General features: G+C 70.9%; 23 protein-coding genes and 1 pseudogene. 13 read left to right on the top strand and 11 right to left on the bottom strand.

All coding sequences use genetic code 11. The annotated features are described in order from the left end of the window. Positions 1-116 precede the first annotated feature (116 nt). From AB0M54_RS09055 to AB0M54_RS09070, 4 genes are read left to right on the top strand one after another with little or no spacing between them, the layout of a single operon-like run. Positions 117-2,846: a glycoside hydrolase family 78 protein gene (locus tag AB0M54_RS09055; protein WP_364469999.1), complete on the top strand. Its 2,730-nt coding sequence runs from the start codon at positions 117-119 to the stop codon at positions 2,844-2,846. Continuing rightward, the gene (locus AB0M54_RS09060) at positions 2,843-4,168 is read left to right on the top strand and encodes an ABC transporter substrate-binding protein (RefSeq protein ID WP_364470001.1); all 1,326 of its coding nucleotides are present in this window, start codon (positions 2,843-2,845) and stop codon (positions 4,166-4,168) included. Before AB0M54_RS09055 ends, AB0M54_RS09060 begins: the two co-directional genes overlap by 4 nt. Positions 4,169-4,170: 2 nt before the next feature. Then, positions 4,171-5,097 carry a sugar ABC transporter permease gene (locus AB0M54_RS09065; RefSeq protein ID WP_364470003.1) on the top strand — a complete coding sequence of 309 codons (927 nt, stop codon included), beginning with the start codon at positions 4,171-4,173 and terminating at the stop codon, positions 5,095-5,097. Next, complete coding sequence (locus AB0M54_RS09070; protein ID WP_364327986.1) at positions 5,094-5,918, top strand: carbohydrate ABC transporter permease; 825 nt, start codon at positions 5,094-5,096, stop codon at positions 5,916-5,918. The genes AB0M54_RS09065 and AB0M54_RS09070 overlap by 4 nt, the downstream gene beginning before the upstream one ends. Positions 5,919-6,511: 593 nt before the next feature. Here the strand turns inward: AB0M54_RS09070 and AB0M54_RS09075 are convergent. After that, the gene (locus tag AB0M54_RS09075) at positions 6,512-7,108 is read right to left on the bottom strand and encodes a TetR/AcrR family transcriptional regulator (RefSeq protein ID WP_364470005.1); all 597 of its coding nucleotides are present in this window, start codon (positions 7,106-7,108) and stop codon (positions 6,512-6,514) included. 104 nt (positions 7,109-7,212) lie between these two features. Here AB0M54_RS09075 and AB0M54_RS09080 point away from each other — a divergent pair, with 104 nt between their 5' ends. Continuing rightward, entirely contained in the window at positions 7,213-7,899 is a 687-nt protein-coding gene (locus AB0M54_RS09080) for an SDR family NAD(P)-dependent oxidoreductase (RefSeq protein WP_364327980.1), read from the top strand. Positions 7,900-7,938: 39 nt separating this feature from the next. Here the strand turns inward: AB0M54_RS09080 and mptB are convergent, their stop codons facing one another. Further along, positions 7,939-9,636 (bottom strand): polyprenol phosphomannose-dependent alpha 1,6 mannosyltransferase MptB, encoded by a 1,698-nt coding sequence (mptB, locus tag AB0M54_RS09085; protein WP_364470007.1) that lies wholly within the window; start codon positions 9,634-9,636, stop codon positions 7,939-7,941. Positions 9,637-9,826: 190 nt separating this feature from the next. Here mptB and AB0M54_RS09090 point away from each other — a divergent pair, with 190 nt between their 5' ends. Next, positions 9,827-10,279: a phospholipase gene (locus tag AB0M54_RS09090; protein WP_364327974.1), complete on the top strand. Its 453-nt coding sequence runs from the start codon at positions 9,827-9,829 to the stop codon at positions 10,277-10,279. Here the strand turns inward: AB0M54_RS09090 and AB0M54_RS09095 are convergent. Together AB0M54_RS09095 and AB0M54_RS09100 are read right to left on the bottom strand one after the other, a co-directional pair. Then, positions 10,246-11,418: a glycosyltransferase gene (locus tag AB0M54_RS09095; RefSeq protein WP_364470009.1), complete on the bottom strand. Its 1,173-nt coding sequence runs from the start codon at positions 11,416-11,418 to the stop codon at positions 10,246-10,248. The genes AB0M54_RS09090 and AB0M54_RS09095 overlap by 34 nt on opposite strands. Before the next feature lie 112 nt (positions 11,419-11,530). Beyond that, entirely contained in the window at positions 11,531-12,478 is a 948-nt protein-coding gene (locus AB0M54_RS09100) for a WYL domain-containing protein (RefSeq protein ID WP_364327968.1), read from the bottom strand. A gap of 41 nt (positions 12,479-12,519) precedes the next feature. Here AB0M54_RS09100 and AB0M54_RS09105 point away from each other — a divergent pair, with 41 nt between their 5' ends. Then, positions 12,520-13,035, top strand: a complete 516-nt coding sequence (locus AB0M54_RS09105) for a DUF664 domain-containing protein (RefSeq protein ID WP_364470011.1) — start codon at positions 12,520-12,522, stop codon at positions 13,033-13,035. Next, on the top strand, positions 13,032-13,652 hold the full coding sequence (locus tag AB0M54_RS09110; RefSeq protein WP_364327963.1) for a GNAT family N-acetyltransferase: 621 nt from the start codon (positions 13,032-13,034) through the stop codon (positions 13,650-13,652). Before AB0M54_RS09105 ends, AB0M54_RS09110 begins: the two co-directional genes overlap by 4 nt. 56 nt (positions 13,653-13,708) lie before the next feature. On the opposite strand, the gene AB0M54_RS09115 is transcribed toward AB0M54_RS09110, so the two are convergent. Next, the gene (locus tag AB0M54_RS09115) at positions 13,709-14,227 is read right to left on the bottom strand and encodes a VOC family protein (RefSeq protein WP_364470013.1); all 519 of its coding nucleotides are present in this window, start codon (positions 14,225-14,227) and stop codon (positions 13,709-13,711) included. Positions 14,228-14,237: 10 nt separating this feature from the next. Next, entirely contained in the window at positions 14,238-15,986 is a 1,749-nt protein-coding gene (locus tag AB0M54_RS09120; protein WP_364470015.1) for a glycoside hydrolase family 3 N-terminal domain-containing protein, read from the bottom strand. A gap of 160 nt (positions 15,987-16,146) precedes the next feature. Between AB0M54_RS09120 and AB0M54_RS09125 the strand changes: the two genes are divergently transcribed. Continuing rightward, positions 16,147-16,413, top strand: coding sequence for an acylphosphatase (locus tag AB0M54_RS09125; protein WP_364470017.1), 267 nt, complete (start codon positions 16,147-16,149; stop codon positions 16,411-16,413). Here AB0M54_RS09125 and AB0M54_RS09130 read toward each other — a convergent pair. Further along, positions 16,410-17,294 carry an ABC transporter substrate-binding protein gene (locus tag AB0M54_RS09130; RefSeq protein WP_364470019.1) on the bottom strand — a complete coding sequence of 295 codons (885 nt, stop codon included), beginning with the start codon at positions 17,292-17,294 and terminating at the stop codon, positions 16,410-16,412. The two genes, AB0M54_RS09125 and AB0M54_RS09130, sit on opposite strands and share 4 nt — an antisense overlap. Positions 17,295-17,394: 100 nt before the next feature. Here AB0M54_RS09130 and AB0M54_RS09135 point away from each other — a divergent pair, with 100 nt between their 5' ends. Both AB0M54_RS09135 and AB0M54_RS09140 read left to right on the top strand, forming a co-directional pair. Further along, complete coding sequence (locus AB0M54_RS09135; protein ID WP_364470021.1) at positions 17,395-17,826, top strand: DinB family protein; 432 nt, start codon at positions 17,395-17,397, stop codon at positions 17,824-17,826. Positions 17,827-17,867: 41 nt separating this feature from the next. Then, positions 17,868-18,053, top strand: a complete 186-nt coding sequence (locus AB0M54_RS09140; protein WP_364470023.1) for a hypothetical protein — start codon at positions 17,868-17,870, stop codon at positions 18,051-18,053. Positions 18,054-18,087: 34 nt separating this feature from the next. On the opposite strand, the gene AB0M54_RS09145 is transcribed toward AB0M54_RS09140, so the two are convergent. Together AB0M54_RS09145 and AB0M54_RS09150 are read right to left on the bottom strand one after the other, a co-directional pair. Beyond that, the gene (locus tag AB0M54_RS09145; protein ID WP_364327944.1) at positions 18,088-18,285 is read right to left on the bottom strand and encodes a ferredoxin; all 198 of its coding nucleotides are present in this window, start codon (positions 18,283-18,285) and stop codon (positions 18,088-18,090) included. Then, positions 18,279-19,490 carry a cytochrome P450 gene (locus tag AB0M54_RS09150; protein WP_364470025.1) on the bottom strand — a complete coding sequence of 404 codons (1,212 nt, stop codon included), beginning with the start codon at positions 19,488-19,490 and terminating at the stop codon, positions 18,279-18,281. Before AB0M54_RS09150 ends, AB0M54_RS09145 begins: the two co-directional genes overlap by 7 nt. Before the next feature lie 74 nt (positions 19,491-19,564). Between AB0M54_RS09150 and AB0M54_RS09155 the strand changes: the two genes are divergently transcribed. Further along, positions 19,565-20,068 carry an AAA family ATPase gene (locus tag AB0M54_RS09155; protein ID WP_364470027.1) on the top strand — a complete coding sequence of 168 codons (504 nt, stop codon included), beginning with the start codon at positions 19,565-19,567 and terminating at the stop codon, positions 20,066-20,068. A 124-nt stretch (positions 20,069-20,192) separates the two neighbouring features. Here AB0M54_RS09155 and AB0M54_RS09160 read toward each other — a convergent pair whose 3' ends face one another. Next, positions 20,193-20,354: a hypothetical protein gene (locus AB0M54_RS09160; protein ID WP_364470029.1), complete on the bottom strand. Its 162-nt coding sequence runs from the start codon at positions 20,352-20,354 to the stop codon at positions 20,193-20,195. Positions 20,355-20,417: 63 nt separating this feature from the next. Here AB0M54_RS09160 and AB0M54_RS09165 point away from each other — a divergent pair, with 63 nt between their 5' ends. Next, on the top strand, positions 20,418-20,852 hold the full coding sequence (locus tag AB0M54_RS09165; RefSeq protein WP_364470031.1) for a MarR family transcriptional regulator: 435 nt from the start codon (positions 20,418-20,420) through the stop codon (positions 20,850-20,852). A 96-nt stretch (positions 20,853-20,948) separates the two neighbouring features. Here AB0M54_RS09165 and AB0M54_RS09170 read toward each other — a convergent pair. After that, positions 20,949-21,134 (bottom strand): annotated as a pseudogene (locus AB0M54_RS09170) (IS256 family transposase); the annotation flags it as partial.

Consider the following 21,134-nt stretch of genomic DNA (forward strand, 5'->3'; position numbering starts at 1 on the left):
CTGAGTGTGACCTGAGCCACGCAGGATCGGGAGACGACCGCAATCCCCCCGACATTTTCCGGAAACCGCTTCCACATTCGCGCCTTCTCAATGAATCGTTTCAGGGAGTCGAGCACATGCCCCACCGCCTCCGGTTCGAGCACCACACCGAAGCCCTCGGCATCGGCACCGCCACGCCCCGGCTGTCGTGGTGGAACGATGAGCCCCAGACCGCGTACGAGCTGGAGATCAGCCGCAACGACGGTCCGGCCGAGACGTTCCGGGTCGAGTCGGACGAGCAGGTGCTGGTCCCGTGGCCGGCGGCGCCGCTGAGATCCCGCGACCGGGTGCGGGTCCGGGTGAAGGTCAACGACAGCTGGAGCGAGTACGCCGAAGCCGAAGCCGGCCTCCTCGAGCCGAGCGACTGGACCGCCCGATTCGTCCAGGGCGACCCGGACGCCGAGGCGCCCATCCTCAGCGCCTCCCTCGACATCCCCTTCTCGATCACCAGGGCGCGGCTGTATGCGACGGCCCACGGCCTCTACATCCCGCACCTGAACGGGCAGCGCGTCGGCGACCACCAGCTCGCCCCCGGCTGGACCGCCTACCAGCACCGCCTGCGCTACCAGACCTTCGACGTCACCGGCCTGGTCCGCACCGGCGCCAACCGCCTCGACATCCAGCTCGGCAACGGCTGGTACCGCGGCCGGCTCGGCTTCCGCGGCCAGCGCGGCCTCTACGGCGACCACCTCGCCCTGCTGGCCCAGCTCGAGGTCACCACCGAGGACGGGCAGACGCACCTGCTCGGCACCGACGGCTCGTGGACCGCGCGGGCGAGCACCGTGACGGCCAACGACCTCTACGACGGCCAGACCACCGACCTCCGCCACCTCGATGCGCCGTCGCAGCCCGTCAGCGTGGTCGACGCCGACCTCAGCCGGCTCGTGGCGCCGGACGGCCCACCCGTACGCATCACCGAGATCGTCAGCGCCAAGGCGATCACGGCGTCACCGAGCGGGAAGACCCTCGTCGACTTCGGGCAGAACGTGGTCGGCCGGGTGCGGCTCAGGGTCCGCGATGGACAAAACGGGCAGGAAATCACCATCCGGCACGCCGAGGTGCTGGAGAACGGCGAGCTCGGCGTACGCCCGCTGCGCACCGCCAAGTGCACCGACACCTGGATCCTGGCCGGTCCGGACGAGGTCACGCTGGAGCCGGAGCTGACCTTCCACGGCTTCCGCTACGCCGAGGTGACCGGTGTTCCCGCCTTGGCGAAGGACGACATCCAGGCCGTCGTGCTGCACTCCGACCTGGAGCGCACCGGGTGGTTCACCAGCAGCCACGACCTGCTCAACCGCTTCCACGAGAACGTCGTGTGGGGCATGCGCGGCAACTTCCTGGACGTGCCCACCGACTGCCCGCAACGCGACGAACGGCTCGGCTGGACCGGCGACATCCAGGTCTTCTCCCCCACCGCCACATTCCTGTACGACAGCGCCGGCTTCCTCACCAACTGGCTCGCCGACCTGGCCGCCGAGCAGCAGAAGGACGGCTCGGTCCCGTTCGTCATCCCGGACGTGATCCGCGACGCGGGACCGTCGGCCACCGCCTGGGGCGACGCCGCGACCGTGGTGCCGTGGGTGGTCTACCGGGCGCACGGCGACGCCGGCCTGCTCGCCCGCCAGCTGCCGAGCATGCGCGGCTGGGTCGACCGGATGGTCGAGCTGGCCGGCCCGGACCTGCTGTGGCAGGGCGGCTTCCAGTTCGGCGACTGGCTCGACCCGACCGCACCGCCGGCCGACCCGTTCCGGGCCAAGGCCGACCCGGACGTGATCGCCACGGCTCACCTGGCCTATTCGGCCGGCCTGGTCGCGAAGGCCGCGGCGGTGACCGGCGACACGGCGGTCGAGAAGCAGTACGCCGACCTGGCCACCAGGGCCCGCGCGGCGTACGCCCGGGAGTACACGACGGTCGGCGGCCGGGTGCTCTCCGACTCGGCCACCAACTATGCCCTCGCCCTGCACTGGGACCTGCTGCCGGACGACGGGCAGCGCGAACGGGCCGGTCAGCGGCTGGCCGACCTGGTCCGCGCGGCCGGCTACCGGATCAGCACCGGCTTCGTCGGCACGCCGCTGATGACCGACGTGCTCGCCGACGCGGGCGAGCCGGAGCTGGCGTATCGGCTGCTGCTGCAGACCGGCTGCCCGTCCTGGCTCTACGCGGTGACCATGGGCGCCAGCACGGTGTGGGAGCGCTGGGACAGCATGCTGCCCGACGGGAGCATCAACCCGGGCCAGATGACCTCGTTCAACCACTACGCGCTGGGCGCGGTCGCGGACTGGATGCACCGCCGGGTCGCCGGTCTGGCGCCGGGTGACGCGGGCTACCGCACGATCTCGGTACGCCCGTTGCCCGGTCACGCGCTGACGTCGGCGAGCGCCCGGCACCTGACGCCGTACGGCGAGGCCGCCGCCGGATGGGAGCGGGCCGGCGGCCGGCTCACGCTCACCGTCACCGTGCCGGTCGGCAGCCGCGCCACCGTGGAGATCCCCGGCGGCGACACGGTCGAGGTGGCGCACGGCGTACACGAATGGACCGTGGACGACCCGTACGCGCAAGAACCCGAGCTGCCCACCGGCGCGACCATCCGCCGGCTGATGGACCACGAACCGAGCTGGCAGCGCGTGGTCGCCGCGGCGACCGAAGCGGGCGTCGCGGACGGCGAAGCCGCGCTGGCCGACCGCCTCGCGCGCTACCTCGACGCACCCACCACCGACCTGGCGGACGCCGCCACCGGCCGAGGCTTCGTACCCGGCGCAGAAGCGTTCCGCGCCGCCCTGCAAACCCTTCTTGAGAGGTCGAGATGAGATTTCGCACCATGGCCGTCGGGGCGCTGGCCGCCGCGACGATGGCCGCCGGTGGCGCGTGCAGCGCCGGCAGCCTCGGTTCCAACGACGACGGCGGCGAGGGCGGCAAGGTCACGCTGTCCCTGCTGGTGGACAACTCGGAGGACACCGTCCGGGCCGGCGAGCAGTTGGCCAAGGACTTCACCGCCAAGAACCCCGACATCACGGTCAAGGTCGAGACCCGCCCGGCCGGCACCGAGGGCGACAACATCATCAAGACGCGGCTGTCCACCGGGGACATGACCGACGTGTTCATGTACAACTCGGGTTCGCTGTTCCAGGCCATCGCGCCGCAGAAGAACCTGGTCGACGTGACCGACCAGCCGTACGCGGGCCAGCTCGACGAGAACTTCAAGAAGACCGTGTCGGCCGACAACAAGCTCTACGGCGTGCCGTGGGGCACCTTCTCGGCCGGCGGGATCATGTACAACCGGCCGATCTACCAGCGGCTCGGCCTCCAGGTGCCGAAGACCTGGGCCGAGTTCATGGCCAACAACGCCAAGATCAAGGCGGACGGCAAGGCGGCGCCGGTCATCCAGACCTACCAGGAGACGTGGACGTCGCAGCTGTTCATCCTGGGCGACTTCCACAACGTCCTCGCCGCCGAGCCGGACTTCCCGGACAAGTACACGAAGAACCAGGCCAAGTACGCCGGCGACCCGAACGCCCTGCTCGGCTTCCAGCACCTGCAGGAGGTGCACGACGCCGGCTACCTCAACAAGGACTTCGCGTCGGCCAAGCTGGACGACGGCCTGCGGATGGTCGCCAAGGGCGAGGGCGTGCACTACCCGATCCTGTCCGGCACCATCGCCACCATCGTCGCCAACTACTCCGACCAGGCCAAGGACGTCGGCCTGTTCCCCATCCCGGGCAACGACGCGGCCAAGAACGGCCTGACCGTGTGGACGCCCAACGGCCTCTACATCCCGCAGACCACGACCGGCGACAAGCTGGCGGCGGCAAAGAAGTTCCTGGCCTTCGTCGGCAGCCCCGACGGCTGCACCTCGCAGACCACGGCCTCGGCGCCGACCGGGCCGTACGCGGTGACCGGCTGCCAGCTCCCGGCCGACGTGCCGCAGGTGGCCAAGGACATGCAGACGTACATCGACGGGCAGAACACGTCCAGCCTGGCGCTGGAGTTCCTGTCCCCGGTCAAGGGGCCGGCGCTGGAGCAGATCTGCGTCGAGGTGGGCTCCGGCATCCGTAAGGCGCCGGCCGGCGCGGCCCTCTACGACGAGGATGTGAAGAAGCAGGCCCAACAGCTCGGGCTGGAAGGCTGGTAGCAGTGGCGACGTCCACCGCCGACCGCACGGAGGGCCGGGTCGCGAAGCGCGGTCCGGCCCCCTCCGCGGGACGACGACAAAGCCCCTACCCCTACTGGTTCTACGCGCCCGCGGCCGCCATCTACGGGATCCTGTTCCTGGTCCCGACCGTGCTGGCGCTCTATTTCAGCCTGACCCGCTGGAGCCTGTTCTCCAACGAGTTCATCGGCTTCGACAACTACGCGCTGTTCTTCCGGGAGCCGGCGCTGTTCTCGGGCCTGTGGCACACGCTGGTCTACGCCGTGGTCACCTCGGGCCTCAAGGTGGTCCTCGGCATGGCGCTGGCCATCCTGCTGACCTCGCAGATCATCGCCCGCGGCTACCTGCGCTCGGTGGTGTTCTTCCCGACCCTGGTCAGCACCATCGGGGTCGGCCTGACGTTCACGATCCTGATGAACCCCGAGCGCGGCCTGATCAACCAGGCCCTGGGCAAGGTCGGGATCGACGGCCCGGGCTGGCTGACCGATCCCAGCTACGCGCTGCTGTCGGTGGCCCTGGTCGACGTGTGGAAGGGCGTCGGGCTGGCCACGCTCATCTACATCGCCGGCATCGTGTCGATCCCGCAGGAGTACTTCGAGGCCGCCCGGGTCGACGGCGCCGGCGCCTGGCAGAACTTCCGCAAGATCATCCTGCCGCTGGCCCGCCCGGCCACGGTCACCGTCATCATCCTGTCGCTGATCGGCGGGCTGCGATCGTTCGACCTGATCTGGGCGATGACCCGGGGCGGCCCCGGCTTCACCTCGGACGTCATCGCGTCGGTGATCTACAAGCAGTACCAGGCAGGCTTCTACGGCCTGTCCACCGCGGGCAACGTCGTGCTGTTCATCGTGGTGACGGCGATCGTCTTCCCGCTCTGGCGTTTCCTGAACCGGAAGGAGGTGGAGATGTGACCCGGCCCCGCTGGTTTCTCAGCGCCTTCGCGATCCTGGCGTCGGTCGTGGTGTTCCTCGTACCCTTCGCCTTCATCCTGCTCACGTCCTTCATGGACCGTACGCAGGCGTCCGAGCTCACCTTCGCCTGGCCGCGCAACTTCCAGTTCCTCGATAACCTCCAGGCGGTCATCGAGGCGCGCGACTACCTGCTGATCATCGCGTTCATCAACAGCACGATCCTCACGGTGGCCAGCGTGACCATCATGGTGGTGCTGTCGGCGATGGTGGCGTGGACCCTGCAACGCCGCTCGAGCCGCTGGAGCGCGCTGGTCAACGGCCTCGTCCTGGCCGGCTTGATCATGCCGCCGGCGGTCGTGCCGACGATCTGGGTGCTGCAACGGCTCGGGCTGTTCCGCACGATGCCCGGCCTGATCCTGGTCGAGGTGGCGTTCGGGCTCAGCTTCTGCATCCTGCTGTTCCGCGCGTTCATCTCGACGATCCCCCGCGAGCTGGACGAGGCCGCGATCATCGACGGCGCCACCCCGCTGCGGCTCTTCTTCCGGGTGATCTTCCCGCTGCTCCGCCCGGTCGCCATCACCGCGATCCTGGTGCAGTCGGTGAACGTCTTCAACGACTTCGTGAACCCGCTGTACTTCCTGCCCGGCGAACAGAACGCCACGGTCCAGCTGACCCTCTACAACTTCTACAGCCAGTTCAACACCCAGTACAACCTGCTCTTCACCGACATCCTGCTGGTCACCATCCCGCCGCTGATCATGTTCCTGTTCTTCAACCGCCAGATCGTCGCCGGCATGACCTCCGGAGCCGTCAAGGGCTAGCGCGCTCGATTCCCCCGACCACTCCGCCGCGCTCCCGTGCCGCCGCGCCCCCGAGCCGCCGCGCTCGGGGCCACCGCGCTCGGGGCCACCGCGCTCGGAGCCGCGCGGCCCACTGCGCGGTTGCCGCCCCGCGCGGTCCATCACCCCGGGCACGTCATTCACGGCCCCTTTGCTCTGAGCGCGTATAGGCAACACTGCGATGGTGGCGGTATCCGGATGTCGCCGGTATCCGAGTGTTGCCTATACGCGCTCAGAGCAAGGGGCTCGCCGTCGGGTGTTGCCTATACGCGCTCAGAGCAAAGGGCTCGCCGTCGGAAGTGCCTCCACGCGCTCTCGGCGAGGGCCGGGGTTTGGCGCGGAGCGCCGGGGGGTTGACCACGCACGCGGAATGAAGGTCGCGCGGCTCTGTTTTGGACGCGCCAGCGGCCAGGAGCCGGGTGACCGGCCTCGGCGGGAGCGACGGTCAGAACCACCCACCCAGCAACGACATCAAGCTTTTGATCTGGATCTACGTTGAGGCGAAAAGAGGGCCTCGGCGGGAGCTGCGGTCTGAAGCACCCACCCAGGTGCGACATCGAGATCTTGATCTTGATTTAACGGGTCAGGAGGGCTCGGAGGGCGACGTCGACCGAGGCCTGGAGGTCTTCGGTGGTGGCGCCGGCTGCGGCGTGGACGGCGTGGCCCTCGCTGAGCGCCATCACGAAGCGGGCCAGGGAGCGGGGGTCCATGCCGGGTGGGAGGTCGCCTTCGGACGCCGCGCGGGTCAGGCGTTGCTCGAGGGCCGACTCGGTGGCGGCGCGGCCGGCGGCCAGGATCTCGGAGACGGGGGCGTTCTCGGGTGAGCAGGCCAGGCCGCCCTGGACGGAGAGGCAGCCGGGGGGCTGGTCGCCGGCGGTGAGGCCGTCGGCGCTGGTGCGGAGGAAGGCTTCGATCGCGGCGTACGCGGTGGGCCGGTCGAGGGCGGCGCGGGCGGTGGCCAGCTTGGTGTCGTGGTAGCGGGCGAAGGTGCGCCGGAACAGTTCCCGCTTGCTGCCGAAGGTGGCGTACAGGCTGGGCCGGTTGATGCCCATGGCGCTGGTCAGGGCGCTCAGGGAGGCGCCCTCGTAGCCGTGCCGCCAGAAGACCACGGCGGCGCGGTCGAGGACCGTCTCCTCGTCGAAGGTCCGCGGACGGCCGGTGGTTGTGGTCATGCGGCCATCCTACCGCTCGGTACAAAAGGTGACCCGGGCCACCAACCGAGCGGTACAAAAGCTGTTACGGTTGGCCCAACCGAGCGGTACAAAAGGAGACAGGCATGACCGTCACACTGATCACCGGCGCGAACAAGGGCATCGGGTACGAGACCGCGAAGCAGCTTCTCGAGCTGGGCCACACCGTGTACGTCGGCGCGCGGGACGCCGAGCGGGGCGAGAAGGCCGCGGCGGAGCTGGGCGCCCGGTTCGTGCGGCTCGACGTGACCGACGACGCGTCGGTGAACGACGCGCTGGCCGCCGTCGGGGCGGCCGAGGGACGGCTCGACGTGCTGGTGCACAACGCCGGCATCCTCGCCGACGGGGTGGTCGACGGGCCGGCCGCCCTCCGCGCGTTCGACACCAACGCGGTGGGGATCGTGCGGGTCACCGAGGCCGCGCTGCCCCTGCTGCGGAAGTCGTCCAACCCGACGGTGGTCACCGTGTCGAGCAGCATGGGGTCGTTCTGGGCGGTGAACAACCCCGAACGGCCGGAGTACGGCATGCCGCTCGCGCTCTACGCGGCGTCCAAGGCGGCGGCCACCATGCTCACCGTCCAGTACGCCAAGTCCCAGCCGGGCATCAAGTTCAACGCGCTCGAACCCGGCACCACGGCCACCGACATGACCGCGGCCTTCGGCATCGGACGCGCCCCGGCGGACAGCGCCGCGGTCGTCGTACGCCTGGCCACCCTCGGCCCGGACGGCCCGACCGGCACCTTCTCGGACGAGCACGGGCCGCTGGGCTGGTAGGCGCTGTGGTTCCTCGCGTCCGCCCGGGAGGAGCGGGGCTCACTCTCCCGCACGGTGAACGACCTCAAGATCCTCGGCTGATCGGGTGACCAGGGGCGGTCGTGGTTCGCGGCCGCGCCTCCATCGCCGGTACAGCAGGTACCCGATCACGATGGTCACGATCGGCGCGCCCGGGAACTTCACGTAGCGCACCAGCCCGCCACCGTCCGGCAGCACCAGGAACGCGGCCACCGCGGTCACCACCATGACGAGGTCGGTGCGTACGGTCGTGACCGCCAGCAGGATCAGCGGGAACATCACGTACCAGGGGTGGAACGACGGCGCCAGCGCGATCATCGCGGCGCTGGCCAGAGCCGCCCCCCGCAACGCGGCCCGGACCGGCTCGTCCGCGACCAGCGCCCGCACCCACAACCAGAGCACGGCGCCGGCCAACAGCACGATCGCGATGGCGCGTACGGCGGGCACGGCGTCGAAGTCGGGCCAGAAGAGCCGGCCCAGGTACGTGGTCGTCATGCCGACCGCCGTCGGCGGCGACGTGAACTGGATCAGATCCTGGGTGTGCGTCATGCCCGCCATCCAGCCCAGGCCCAGCCCGCTGGCCGCGGTCACGCCGCCCATGGTCGCCACGGTCACCCCGCCGACCAGCGCGAGCGCCCGGGCGGCGGGCCAGAACCGCAGCGGCCGGGGCACCGCGAGCAACGCCACGAACGGCACCACCACGATCGCCGTCGCCTTGACCGCGACGGCCAGCCCCAGCAGCACCCCGGCGCCGACCACGACCCGCACCGCGGCGCCGTCCCGAGCCCTGCCCCGGCCCGCACCGCCGCGACCCGCACCGCCGTCCCGCTCAGCCGCCGACACCGACGCATTGCCGCTGCTCAGCGCCATGTTCAAGATCGAAATCCTCGCGCGCGGGCCGCCACCTCCCCCACCCCTGTGGGTGGGCGGCAATGTAGCGCTCGGCTGTGACAGTTCGGGTCGGTTGTCCACAGGGGCGCCGGCCGCGACCGCGTCCACAGGCGGGCGGCGGATCACGAGCAGCGCCATCGCCCCGGCGACCGCGGCGATCATCAGCGTGTCGTTGTGCGGTCCGCCGACCAGATGCGCCCCGATCAGCGGCCCGGCCATGGCCACCCACAACGCCCGCTCGGCCGGCACCCCGCAGCGCCGGGCCAGCGGCAGCAGCGCGGCCATGATCGCCACCAGGCCGGCCACGGCGAGCAGGCGCAGCAGCACGATCACCCCGGCCAGGCTTCCGCCCAGCAGCACCGCGGCCGCCGTGGCCAGCACGAACAGCGGACCGTAGGGCGCGGGCGTGTCCCGCCAGATCGGGGACACCGCTTCCACCCACGGGCACGGCAACGTGTCGACGCCGAACCGGTAGGGGCTCAGTCCGTTGACGTAGAGGTGACCCTGACAGGCGTACGAGAACACGTCGCGGCTGCCCATCGGCGGCACCACCAGGAACGGGGCCGCCCACAGCAGGATCGTCCCGACCGCCCAGCGGACCGACGGCACCCGGTCGCGCAGCCGCCACCAGGCCCAGACCAGGCCCGCGGTGCCGAGCAGCCAGGTGGCCAGTACGACCGGCCCGTACGGCGCGGTGGCCACGGTGACCGGGGTGGACTGGACGTTGCCGCCGGGGTGCGCGCCGCCGAGCACCCCGGCCAGCGCGAGCAGGCCCGCGGCGCCGAAGCCGGTCCAGCGGATCGTCCCGGTTCGGAGCGGGGCATCCATCGGCGAAGGTTAACCGCGCTGGTCAAACGCCCGGGTGTGCGAAGGGTGAACCGCTGGGGAAGGGCAAGTACCCTGGGCACGCGCATGACGAGCGGTTCCGCAGCGAGGTCAACCGGGCCCGGCCGATCACGCCCGGGTTATAAGTCGGCAACAGCCGGATTTCTCGGTGATCAGTGGTGAAGATGCCACCATGTCCGTTCGATCTCGCCTGTTCATCATGCTCGCCGCCGTCCTGCTGACCAGTGCCGCCGCCACGCCGACCCGGGCCGCGCCGGTGGCCGGCGCGCCGAAGGACAAGGGCGCGGTGCTCGCGGCCTGGACGCAGACCTCCACGGCCAGCTACGCCAGGTGGCTCCTCGCGCGGGAGAACCGGGGCGCCTGGAAGACGTACGACTTCGACTGGGCCACCGACGGCTGCACCGGCGGCCCCGACCAGCCCTTCGGCTACGACTTCCGGCTCGCCTGCTACCGGCACGACTTCGGCTACCGCAACTACGGCGAGGCCGGCACCTTCCGGAGGAACAAGAAGCGGCTCGACCTCGCGTTCCGCGGCGACCTCGGCCGCGTCTGTGGCCGGCGGCCGCTCTGCCTGGTGCTGGCCAACACCTACTACACCGCGGCCGTGAGGTTCGGCCACGCCTGAGGTACGCCCATGATCGACTGGAGCAGGTCGGGGATCTCGAAGACGGCGCGGTTGCTGATCCGGCCGACGGCGACGCGGTAGGCGTCCATGTTGTCCACCACCTCGGCCACCCCCTCCCGGATGTCGCGGTAGGACTCCAGCACCACCCCGACGTTGTTCTCCTGGACCCACTCGGTGTTGTAGCGCTCCTGGTGCATGGTCCAGGCGTTGCGGACGACGATGGCCGGCAGGCCCTGGCTGATCGCCTCGCTGATGCTGCCCGGCCCGGGCTTGCCGATGAAGTAGTCGCACAACCGCATGTAGCGGCGCATCTCCGAGGTGAACCCGAGGACGACCCGCGGCGCCGACGAATCCATGGCCCGGATGTCATCGGCGAGACCGGAGTTGTGCCCGCAGACGAAGATCAGCTGGGTGTCGGCCAGGCGCTTGGCGATCACCCGCATCTGCTTGGAGCCGTGCCCGCCGAACATCACCATGCCGGTCGGCCGGTCCGGATCGAGGCCCAGCTCGGCCATCGCGGCGGCCCGGTCGACCTGATGGTCCAGGTAGAAGTCGGGGTGGATGACCATCCCCGAGGTGCGGTGCACCCGGGCCGGATCGCAGCCGGCGGCCCGCGCCTGGAGCGCCGCCCGCGGCGTGCCGCAGATCCAGTGCTGGGGCTGGCGCGGCTCGATCCAGTAGCGCGGCGGCAGGTCGGCGAAGTCGGTCAGCACGGTCACGTACGGCGTGTCCGGCCTGGAGCGCTGCAACGAGTCGAACATCTGCCGGTTGAAGTGGGGCGCCACCGAGACCACCAGGTCGGGGCGGCTGGCGTCCCAGTGCGCCTGCATCCGCTTCACCACCGCCCGGTGTCCCATCCGGAGCGCCGCCTGCAGCACGTGGCGCTCGCGGATCAAACCGAGGGTCCAGCCGCGTTCCAGGCGCAGGTTGTAGTACTCCTCGGGCCGCTTCGTGGTGATCCGGCGGACGACATCCTGGGGATCGAGGATGTCGACCAGGTCGACGAGGCGCACCCGCCAGGGCCGTCCCTGTTCCCGGATGGCCACGTCGAGAGCCACGGCGGCGGCGCGATGGCCACCACCGGCCTTGATGTAGACGACATCGATCGTCTTCGTTCGCACGGTCGTCGCGGTCAGCAATCGATTAACCCTTTGGGCGGAACGGGCCGGCCTTTGACCGCAGGTCTTACCGGGCGGGGACAGGTCCCCGCCACCATTCCGGCGATGTTGTATCCAGACGTTCGCCCGGTCGCTACGAGGTGGCCGCCAGGAGACGCTCAGCCAACGCGCGGGCGGCCGAGCGCAGCTCCGGGCCCCCTTCGATGCGGAACGCCGCGGGCACCACGGCCAGCTGCTCGGCGTACCAATGGGGGTTGCTCGTCGTCCCGGTGAGGCGGCAGGTGGTGGCGGTGACCGGCACGACGCGGCCCAGCACGCGCGGCAGCCAGGCGAGCCGTTCCGCGGGCGCCTCGATGAGCACCTCGGCGGTGAACTCCCAGCCGGTCGCGAGGTGGTCCTCCAGGTCGGCGACCGGGTCGAGGCCGGCCGGGGGGACGAAGGTCTCGGCGCCGGGTTCGACGTGCGAGATGCGGTCCATCCGGTACGCGCGACGCGCGCCGGCGCCGTGCGACCAGCAGAGCAGATACCACCGCCCGTGCCGCACCACGACCGCCCACGGGTCGACCTCGGCGGTCCACTCGGTACCGGCCTCGGTGCGGTATCCGGCCCGGACCCGGCGGCGCCCGGAGACCGCCTGCACGAGCGCGGTGGCGATGGCCGGGTCGGGCCGGGCGGCGCCGCGGTCCGGGGCGGGCGCGGCGGTCCGGCGTACCGCCTCGGCCTGGGCCGCGACCGGCTCCGGGAGCGCGCGCATGATCTTGGCGAGCGCGCTGCCCACCGGGTCGGTGGTGTCGCTCGCGTCGTGGTGGCCGTCGAGCACGGACATGACCAGCCCGAGCGCCTCGGTGGCGCTGAACATCAGCGGCGGCAGGCGCAGGCCACGGCCCAGCCGGTAGCCGCCGTACGGGCCGCGGACCGACTCGACCGGAATGCCGGCCTCGCGGAGGATCTCGGCGTAGCGCCGGGCCGCCCGCTCGGTGACGCCCAGCTTCTCGCCCAGCCGCTCGGCCGTGATGCCGGGGCTGCTCTGGATCAGCTCGAGCGCGAGCAACGCGCGCGCGGCCGGACTCGCCTTTTCCAAACCGGAAGCCTTTCGTCCGGAACCGACCCTAGCATCGCCTCATGACCGACAAGATCGTCGTGGAAGAGCTGTCCCCGGAGGCGACCGAGACCGAGGCGCTGCTGTTCGCGCTGGAGCGGTCGCGCATGCAGTTCGCCTGGAAGACCGGCGGGCTGGACGCGGCCGGGCTGAGCCGGACGCATCCGCCGTCGACCATGACCCTGGGCGGGCTGATCAAGCACCTGGCGCTGATCGAGGACTACTACACGTCCAAGTGGATCACCGGCGAGCCGATGGGCGCGCCCTGGGACCGGGCCGACTTCGACGCCGACCCGGACTGGGAGTGGCGGACCGGCGCCACGGATCGGCCGGACGAGCTGTACGCGCTGTGGTTCGGCGCGGTCGGGCGTACCCGGAAGGCGATGTCCTCGATCCGGCCCGAACAGCCGTCGATCAAGGGGCCGAACTTCCGGCGGCTGCTGGTCGATCTTCACGACGAGTACGCTCGGCACGTCGGTCACGCCGACCTGCTGCGGGAGGCGATCGACGGGCTGACCGGAGAGGACCCGCCGCGGTGACTTCGCTCAAGGAACCGTTCACCGCCGAGCAGATCACGGTCGTGCCGGCCAACCAGGCGACGTGGGCCGACATCGACGCGGTGTTCGGGGCGTCCGACGCCGGCCGCTGCCACTGCCAGCGCTACAAGGTGATGGGCTGGATCTGGCGCGACTCCACCCAGGAGGAACGCACGGCGTCGCTGCGCGCGCAGACCGGCTGCGACCGGCCGGAGGCCACCACGACGAGCGGGCTGGTCGCCTACGTCGACGACGAGCCGGCGGGCTGGGTCGCGGTCGAGCCGCGCACCGCGTACCCGAAATATCGCTCCTCGCGGGTCGTCTGGGCCGGCCGCGCCGAGGACAAGGACGACCACGACGTCTGGGTGGTCTCGTGCATGGTGGTGCGTAAGGGCTTCCGCGGGCGCGGGCTCACCTACCACCTGGCCGAGGCGACCATCGGGTACGCCCGGGAGCGCGGCGCCCGTGCGCTGGAGGCGTACCCGATGAACACCGAGCCCGGGAAGACCATCACCTGGGGCGAACTGTCCGTCGGCCCGCTCCAGGCGTTCCAGGAAGCGGGTTTCCAGGAGCTGACCCACCCCACCCCGCGCCGCCACGTCATGCGCATCGACTTCTGATCAGTGGTAGCCCGGCCCGGCATCCGCCGCCGGAATACCGCTCTGCGCGACCACTGTCAGTCGACGATCTTGGTGCCCTCGAACGTGCCGATCTCCTCGTTGTAGAGCTCGATGCCGACGCCGTTGGGGTCGCGGACGTAGAGGCTGTCCTCCACGCCGCGGTCCGGACCCAGGTATTCGATGCCGGCCGCGTCGAACCGGGACCGGGCCGCGGCGAACTGCTCGGGGCTCACCGACAATGCGATGTGCTGCACGCCGCCGACGGTCTCCTGGAAGGCCGGGTGGTCGTGGCCGGGGAAGTCGAAGAAGCCGAGCAGGTTGCGGTTGCCCAGGTCGAAGAAGAAATGGCTGGAACCCTGGTAGTCGCGGTTCTCCACCAGCTCGACCAGCGGGAAGCCGATCACCTCCTGGTAGAACCGGATCGTCGCCTCGACGTCGGAGCAGATCAGCGCCGCGTGATGAAGACCGCGTCCGGTGGTGGCCGGTCGCAGCTCCTTGGGCAGCAGGTACTTGTCACGCAACTCGGTGCGGCGGGCGCGGACCGCCTCCAGGTCGGCGCCTTCCGGCTGCGGCATGGTGTCCCCCTCAGTGGTAGCTCAGCCCATATCCGTACGGGTAGAGCGAAGGTATCGCGACCGGAAGCTTCCCCACCGGATCCACCTCGCCGAACAGCACCCGGGTCAGCGACTCCAGCGAGGCCGCGGTGTAGCCATAACTCGCCAGATAGGCCTTCACCTCAGGGAAGAGCGCGATGTCGTACGGGTTCCGCACGGCCGCCACCACCACCGGCCTTCCGGTGGCCAGCAGGGCGCGGACCAGCGACTGCTGCGCGGCGTTGGCGTTCATCGTGCTGACCACGATCAGGTCCTGGTTCTGCGCTGCGGCCACGGCCGCGTCGATCGAGGCCTGGGTCGGGGTCGCGCCGGTTTCGCGTACGGTCACCGCGGAACCGCGCCGGCCGATCGCCGCGCCCAGCGTGCTGGTGGTGGTCACGCCCCAGCCGGTCACGAGCACCTTGCCCGCGTCGGCCACGGGCAGGCCGTCCTTCTTGACCATGGTGATCGTCTGGTCGGTGATCTGCTGCTCGGCGGCCTTGTGACCGGCCGACCCGACCACCCGCTCGGCCCGGGCCGGGTCGACGAACGGCCGCCACAGGCCGCGCTTCAGCTTCAGCGTGAGGATCCGGGCGACCGACTCGTCGAGACGCTTCCGCGAGATCTCCCCGCTGTTCACGGCGTTCAGCACGGCGCCGAACGCGGTGTCCATCTGCGGGGCGAGCACCAGCTGGTCGGCGCCGGCCTGGAACGCCCGCACCGGCGCCACGGCCGGCGGGTAGTCGGCGGTCGCCCCGCCCATGTCCAGGGCGTCGGTGACGATCAGCCCGTCGTACCCCAGGTCTTCCCGGAGAAGCCCGGTGAGGATGGGACGGGACATGGTGGCCGGGGCGCCGCTCGGGTCGACCGACCTGAGCACCACGTGCGCCGTCATGATCGTGTCGACGCCCCGGCGGATGGCCGTGCGGAACGGCGGCAGGTCGATCGCGTCCAGCTGGGCCCGGGTGTGTGTGACCTCCGGAAGGCCGAAGTGGCTGTCGACGGCCGTGTCACCGTGGCCCGGGAAGTGCTTGGCGACGGTCGCCACCCCGCCCGCGTGGTAGCCGTCGACCTGGGCGCCGACCATGCTCGAGACCAGGCCCGCGTCGGCGCCGGCCGAGCGTACGCCGATCACCGGGTTGGCGGGGTTGACGTTGACGTCGGCGACCGGCGCGTAGTCCTGGTTGATGCCCACGGAGGCCAGCTCGGCCCCGATGACCCGGGCCGACTTCCGCGCGGCGGCGGTCGACCGGGCCGCGCCGAGCGCCATGTTGCCCGGCATCGCGGTGGCCGGCGCGGTGAGCCGATAGACGACCGCGCCGCCTTCCTGATCGGTCGAGATCAACAGCGGGATGGGTACGCGGCGGCGCAGCGCGGCCCGCTGCAGCCCGTTGGAGAGCGTGGCGATCTGACGCGGATTCTGCACGTTGGCGGGCCCGCGCCGCGCGTCGAAGTAGATGACGCCACCCGGCTGATACTTGGCGACCACCTGCGCCGGCGTGTCGACACCGTAGAGCGCCTGATTGCGGGCGGCCACCGCGGGCGTGACACTCTCGGCGTCCGGCCCGTAGACCTCGACCACGAAGAGCTGGCCGACCTTCTCCCGCACGGTCATGTGCCGCAGCATCGCCCGCACCACGGCCGACACCCCGTCAGTCGCCTGCGCAACCCCCGGCGGCGCCAGCAGAGCAACGATCGCGACCAGGGCCACTCCGGCGCGCGCAGACCACCGAGAACGCATTGTCGACCTCCCCGTACAGGCATCGATCTGCCTGACTCTATGCCCACTCGACGGCCGCCGTCCTGACCGCCGCCCTCGACTCCGGCGGCGCCCTCCCCAAATGAGGGGGTTTCCCGCCGAAGGGGAATCTCGGCGCCAGGGACGTCCGTACGGTTGATTTGTGATCCACAGACGCGTGGTGGTGTCCGGCGACGTGCAGGGTGTCTTCTTCCGCGACACGTGCCGCCGGGAAGCCGTGCGCGCGGGCGTCACCGGGTGGGTGCGCAACCTGGACGACGGCACGGTCGAGGCGGTCTTCGAGGGGTCGCCCGAGGCGGTGCAGCTGCTGCTGAGCTGGGCGCACCGCGGGCCGCTGCGGGCGACCGTGACCGGCGTCGAGGTCAGCGACGGGCCGGTCGAAGGCTTCGAGGGGTACGAGATCCGCTAGGCCACGCGCGTGATCGCTCCTGGGGGCGGCGCGGGGACGGCGTCGGGGTGCAGGATCGCGGCGATCGCCTCCACGCCGTCGATCAGGCGCGGGCCCGGGCGTACGACCAGGCCGTCGCCGTCGATCGCCCACACCTGAGCGCCCGGGAAGTGCGGGACGACGAGCTTCGCCTGTTGCGCGGCGCCATCGAGGTGGAAACCACACGGCGTGACGATGACGTACTGCGGGTCGGTCGCGGCGAGGGCGGCCCAGGTCGTTTCCGCGGAGCGTACCCCCGGATTTGCCCCCACCGCCTCACCTCCCGCCGCGCTGACCAGGTCGGGCACCCAGTGGCCGGCGGAGAACGGCGGGTCCACCCACTCGACCAGCGCCACCCGCGGCCGCTCACGGCCCGCGACGGTGGCGGAGATCTTGGCGAGCCGCTCACGCAGGGTGCGCACCAGGCTTTCCGATCGCCCGGGTACGCCGGCCCGCGCGCCGACCTCGACGATGGTGCCGAGGACGTCGTCGAGCGTGTACGGATCGAGCGACAGCACGTCGGACCGGCAGCCGAGGTGGCCGAGCGCGTCCTCGACCTGCCCGGACGGAAGGGCACAGACCCGGCACAGGTCCTGCGTGAGGATCAGCTCGGGATCGAGCCCGGCGAGCGCCCCGGCCCGCAGCGTGTAGAGGTCTTCACCGGCGGCCATCCGCTCCTTGACGTAGTCGTCGATCTCGCCCGGCGTCAGTCCCGACGTGTCCCGCCCACCCACGACGACGGCTTTGTCGCGCCGGGCCTCCGCCGGCTCGTCGCACTCGAAGGTCACGCCGACCAGGTCGTCACCCAGCCCGAGGGCGTAGACGATCTCGGTGGCCGACGGCAGCAGCGAGACGATGCGCATGCCTCGAGCCTATGACGGCCGCCCGGCCGCCCGGCCGGCTCCGGCGTGGCCGCCGGCCGCGACTCGGTCTCTCAGCTCCATCGGTCCTATGGTCGTCAGCGTGACCCCCGAAGTCGAACACCTTCACGCGACCCTCGAGAGCCTGCGGGCCGGCGTGCTGAGGAAGCTGGCCGGGCTGACCGAGGAGGACGCCCGCCGCAGCACGGTCGGCTCGGGCACCAACGTGGCCGGCCTGGTACAACACCTGACGTTCGCCGAGTCGGCCTGGTTCGGCACACCCGCCCGCGGCCGGCGCTCGATGACGGTCGACCCGTCGGTGCCGCTGAGCGAGCTGCGCGCCGACTACCGGGCGGCCTGCGCGGCCACCAACGCGATCATCGAGGCGGCCGCCGGCGGCGACACGCCGGTGACCAGCAAGGGCAGGCCCGGCACCCTGCGCACGGCCCTGCTCGCGGTCATCGCCGAGACGGCCCGCCACGCCGGCCACGCCGACATCATCCGCGAACAGATCGACGGCGCGACCGGCCGTTGATCGCTGCTCCGGGGGTGGGGAACCCGTGTCACGATGGGGTCATGACCGAGGAGCCCGCTGTCGAGGTTGACGACGCCGAATACCGCGCCACGAAGTTCGGGGCGCTTCCGCCGCGGGTGCACCCGGATGACGCGGTGGCCCTGACCGAGACGGATGTGCCACGGGTACGGCCCGACGACGGGGCCGGCGGCGAAGACCAGTGGATGCTGCGCAACGCCGCCGGCTGAGTCCCGTGGCCGGGTGGCCGGACGGGCCCTGACGTCAGGGCGAGATCATGATCGCCGCCGACGGGCAGACGGCGGCCGCGTCGCGTACCGCATCGGTCTGGTCCTCGGCCGGGGTCGCCGCCAGCAGAAGGACCACGCCGTCTTCCTCGCGCTGGTCGAAGACCTCCGGCGCGAGCATCACACACTGGCCCGCGCCGCAGCATTTCTCCTGGTCGACAGTCACCTTCACCATGTGACCGGCAGCTCCTGCAACCCGCCGACGATCAGGCCCTCCTTGCGGCGCAGCTCGCTCGGCGGCACCGCCAGCTCCAGCGTCGGCACGCGGTCGGTGAGCACGGTCAGCACCGACTGGAGCTCCACCCGCGCGAGCGCCTGGCCGAGGCACGCGTGCAGCCCGGCGCCGAACGCGAGATGCGGGTTGGGCTTGCGGTCGAGCACCACCTCGTCGGCGTCGGCGAACGCACGGGCGTCCCGGTTCGCGGCGGCCATCGAGTTGATCACCGTGCTGCCGGCCGGGATCTTCTGACCGCTGACCTCGATGTCCTCGGAGATGTAGCGCGGAATGCCGAAGCCCGGGTTGGGGTCGGCCCGCAGCGACTCCTCGACCGCGGACGGGACCAGCGTGGGGTCTTCGACCAGGCGCGCGTAGTGCCGCCGGTCGGCCAGCAGCACGGCCATCATCTTGCCGATCATGCTGGCGGTGGTCTCGTGCCCGGCCACCAGCAGGCCCTGGCCGGTGCCGATCAGCTCGGCCTCACTCAGCCGGCCGTCCTCGCTGTCGACCACCGCGGCCAGCTCGCTGAGCAGGTCATCGCCGGGGTGGGCGCGCTTGGACCGGACATGCGCGGCCATGAACTGGTGGAACTCGACCGCGGCGGTGTACAGCTCCTCCTCGGTGTAGCGGTTCAGGTTGAGCATGGCGTCGGACCAGTGCGCGAACCGGACCCGTTCCTCGGCCGGCACCCCGAGCAGCTCGCAGATCACGAACACCGGCAGCGGGAAGCCGAGCGCGGCGTTCAGGTCGGTGGGCCGCTCGCCGGCCAGCATGTCGTCGATCAGGCGGTGGGCGATCTCCTCGATGCGGGGGCGCATCGCGTTGACCCGCCTGGCCGTGAAGGTGCGGCCCATCATCCGCCGCCAGCGCAGATGCCCGTCGCCCTCCATCATCTGGGCGATCGGGCTGTCCTCGTTGAACAGGCCACCGGAGTCGGACGCGGTCAGCCGCGCGGCGTCCGGCGCGGTCAGGCGGCGGGTGAACCGGGGATCGGCGAGCATCGCCTTGACGTCGTCGTAGCCGGTCAGCAGCAGCGCCTCGTCGCCGCTGACCAGGCGTACCCGGGAGACCGGGCAACTGCGGCGTTCCACCAGCTCAGGCGGGTGCCGCAGCGCGTCCTCCTGCGTGAATGGATAGGTGGGGACTTCCTCAGCAGTAGTCACGTTCCATGATGGACACCACACGGAGCGTTTTGTCCCGCCGCCTGTCCTAGATCTGACCCGGCTATTCTCGCGCCATGTTCCTGATCACCGGCGCGATGGCCGCGGGCAAGTCCACTGTGGCTTCCCTGCTGGCCGCGCGGCTGCCGAAGGCGGCCCACGTCCGGGGCGACGCCTTCCGCCGCATGATCGTCTCGGGCCGCCCCGCCTCGGCCGACCCCGCGTTGCTCTCCCTGCGCTACCGGCTCGCCGCGATGACCGCCGACGAGTACGCGCGGGCGGGCTACACCCCGGTCGTCCAGGACGTGATCCTCGGCCCCGACCTGGCCGACGTGGTCGCCATGATCACCACGCGCCCCTTGCATGTCGTCGTACTGGCGCCGAGCGTGTCGGTGCTGGCTGCCCGCGAGGCCCGCAGAGCGAAGCAGGGGTACGGAGAATGGACGCCCGCCGAGCTCGACCGCTCGCTGCGGGAGGACACGCCACGCCTGGGGCTCTGGCTCGACACCTCGGACCAGACGCCGGACGAAACGGTCGACACCCTGCTGGCGAACCTGCCGGCCGCCCGGGTGACGTGCTAGATCACCAGGTCAGGCCGTCTTTCATGGGATCTACGCCGCCGCGCCGGCTTCCCGGCGCCGAGGTGCCGGCGAGGGCGGCCGAAGCGCGCCCGCTCAGCTGACCACGCGCCGGCGTTCCCGCTGCTCACGGGTGAACTGCTTGCCGCTCGAGGTCTCGTTTCCACTGCTCACGCGCCACCTGGTCGGCCCCGTGGATCGCGCCCTTGGTCTGGGCCGGCCCGATGAACGAGCGGAAGAACCAGTCGTCGAACGTCCGGTGGAACCACGCCGCGAACCGATCGCGCATCACTGCCTCCCAAACCGTTGGTGTACCAATCATTTGTACACCAATAGTTGGTAGGCTCATAGAGTGAGTGACCAAGACCCCCTCGCCCTCGAAGAACAGGTCTGCTTCGCCCTGTCCGTGGCAGCGCGCAGCGTGGTCGCCGTCTACCGGCCCCTGCTCGAACCCATGGGCCTCACCCACCCGCAATACCTGGTGATGCTCGCCCTGTGGCAACACGCGCCCCTGTCCGTACGCCGCCTCAGCGAACTTCTCCAACTCGACCCCGGCACCCTGTCGCCCCTGCTCAAGCGCCTGGAAGCAATCGGCTACCTGCGCCGCGAACGCGACCCGGCCGACGAACGCAGCCTGGCCATCACCCTCACCACCGAGGGCCGCTCCCTCCGCAGCAAGGCCGAGAAGATCCCGCCCGCCGTCGTCGAACGCCTCGGCCTCCCCCTCGCCGACCTGCAAAGCCTGCACGCCGCCCTGACCCGGGTGATCGCCGCCGCTGTCACATAGCCGGGCTTGGGCTCGTCCCGATGGCATGAAGCTCTCTCTCGCGGCCAAGCGCGTGGTCGCAGGGGTCCGTAACGCGAACGGTGTTTCTGGCATTGGTCAGTAGTTCTCGGCGGCCGGCCAGCGGTCACCGAACGTGATGGCGAAGGCATTCAGCACGGGCTTCCAGCGCATCGTCCATCGGGTGCGTCCGGTCCCGGTCGGGTCCAGGCTGCGGGTCACAAGGTACAGGCATTTCATGGCGGCTTGTTCGGTTGGGAAATGTCCGCGGGCCCGGATCGCCCG

The organism is Actinoplanes sp. NPDC051470, assembly GCF_040682035.1.
Classification (GTDB): domain Bacteria; phylum Actinomycetota; class Actinomycetes; order Mycobacteriales; family Micromonosporaceae; genus Actinoplanes.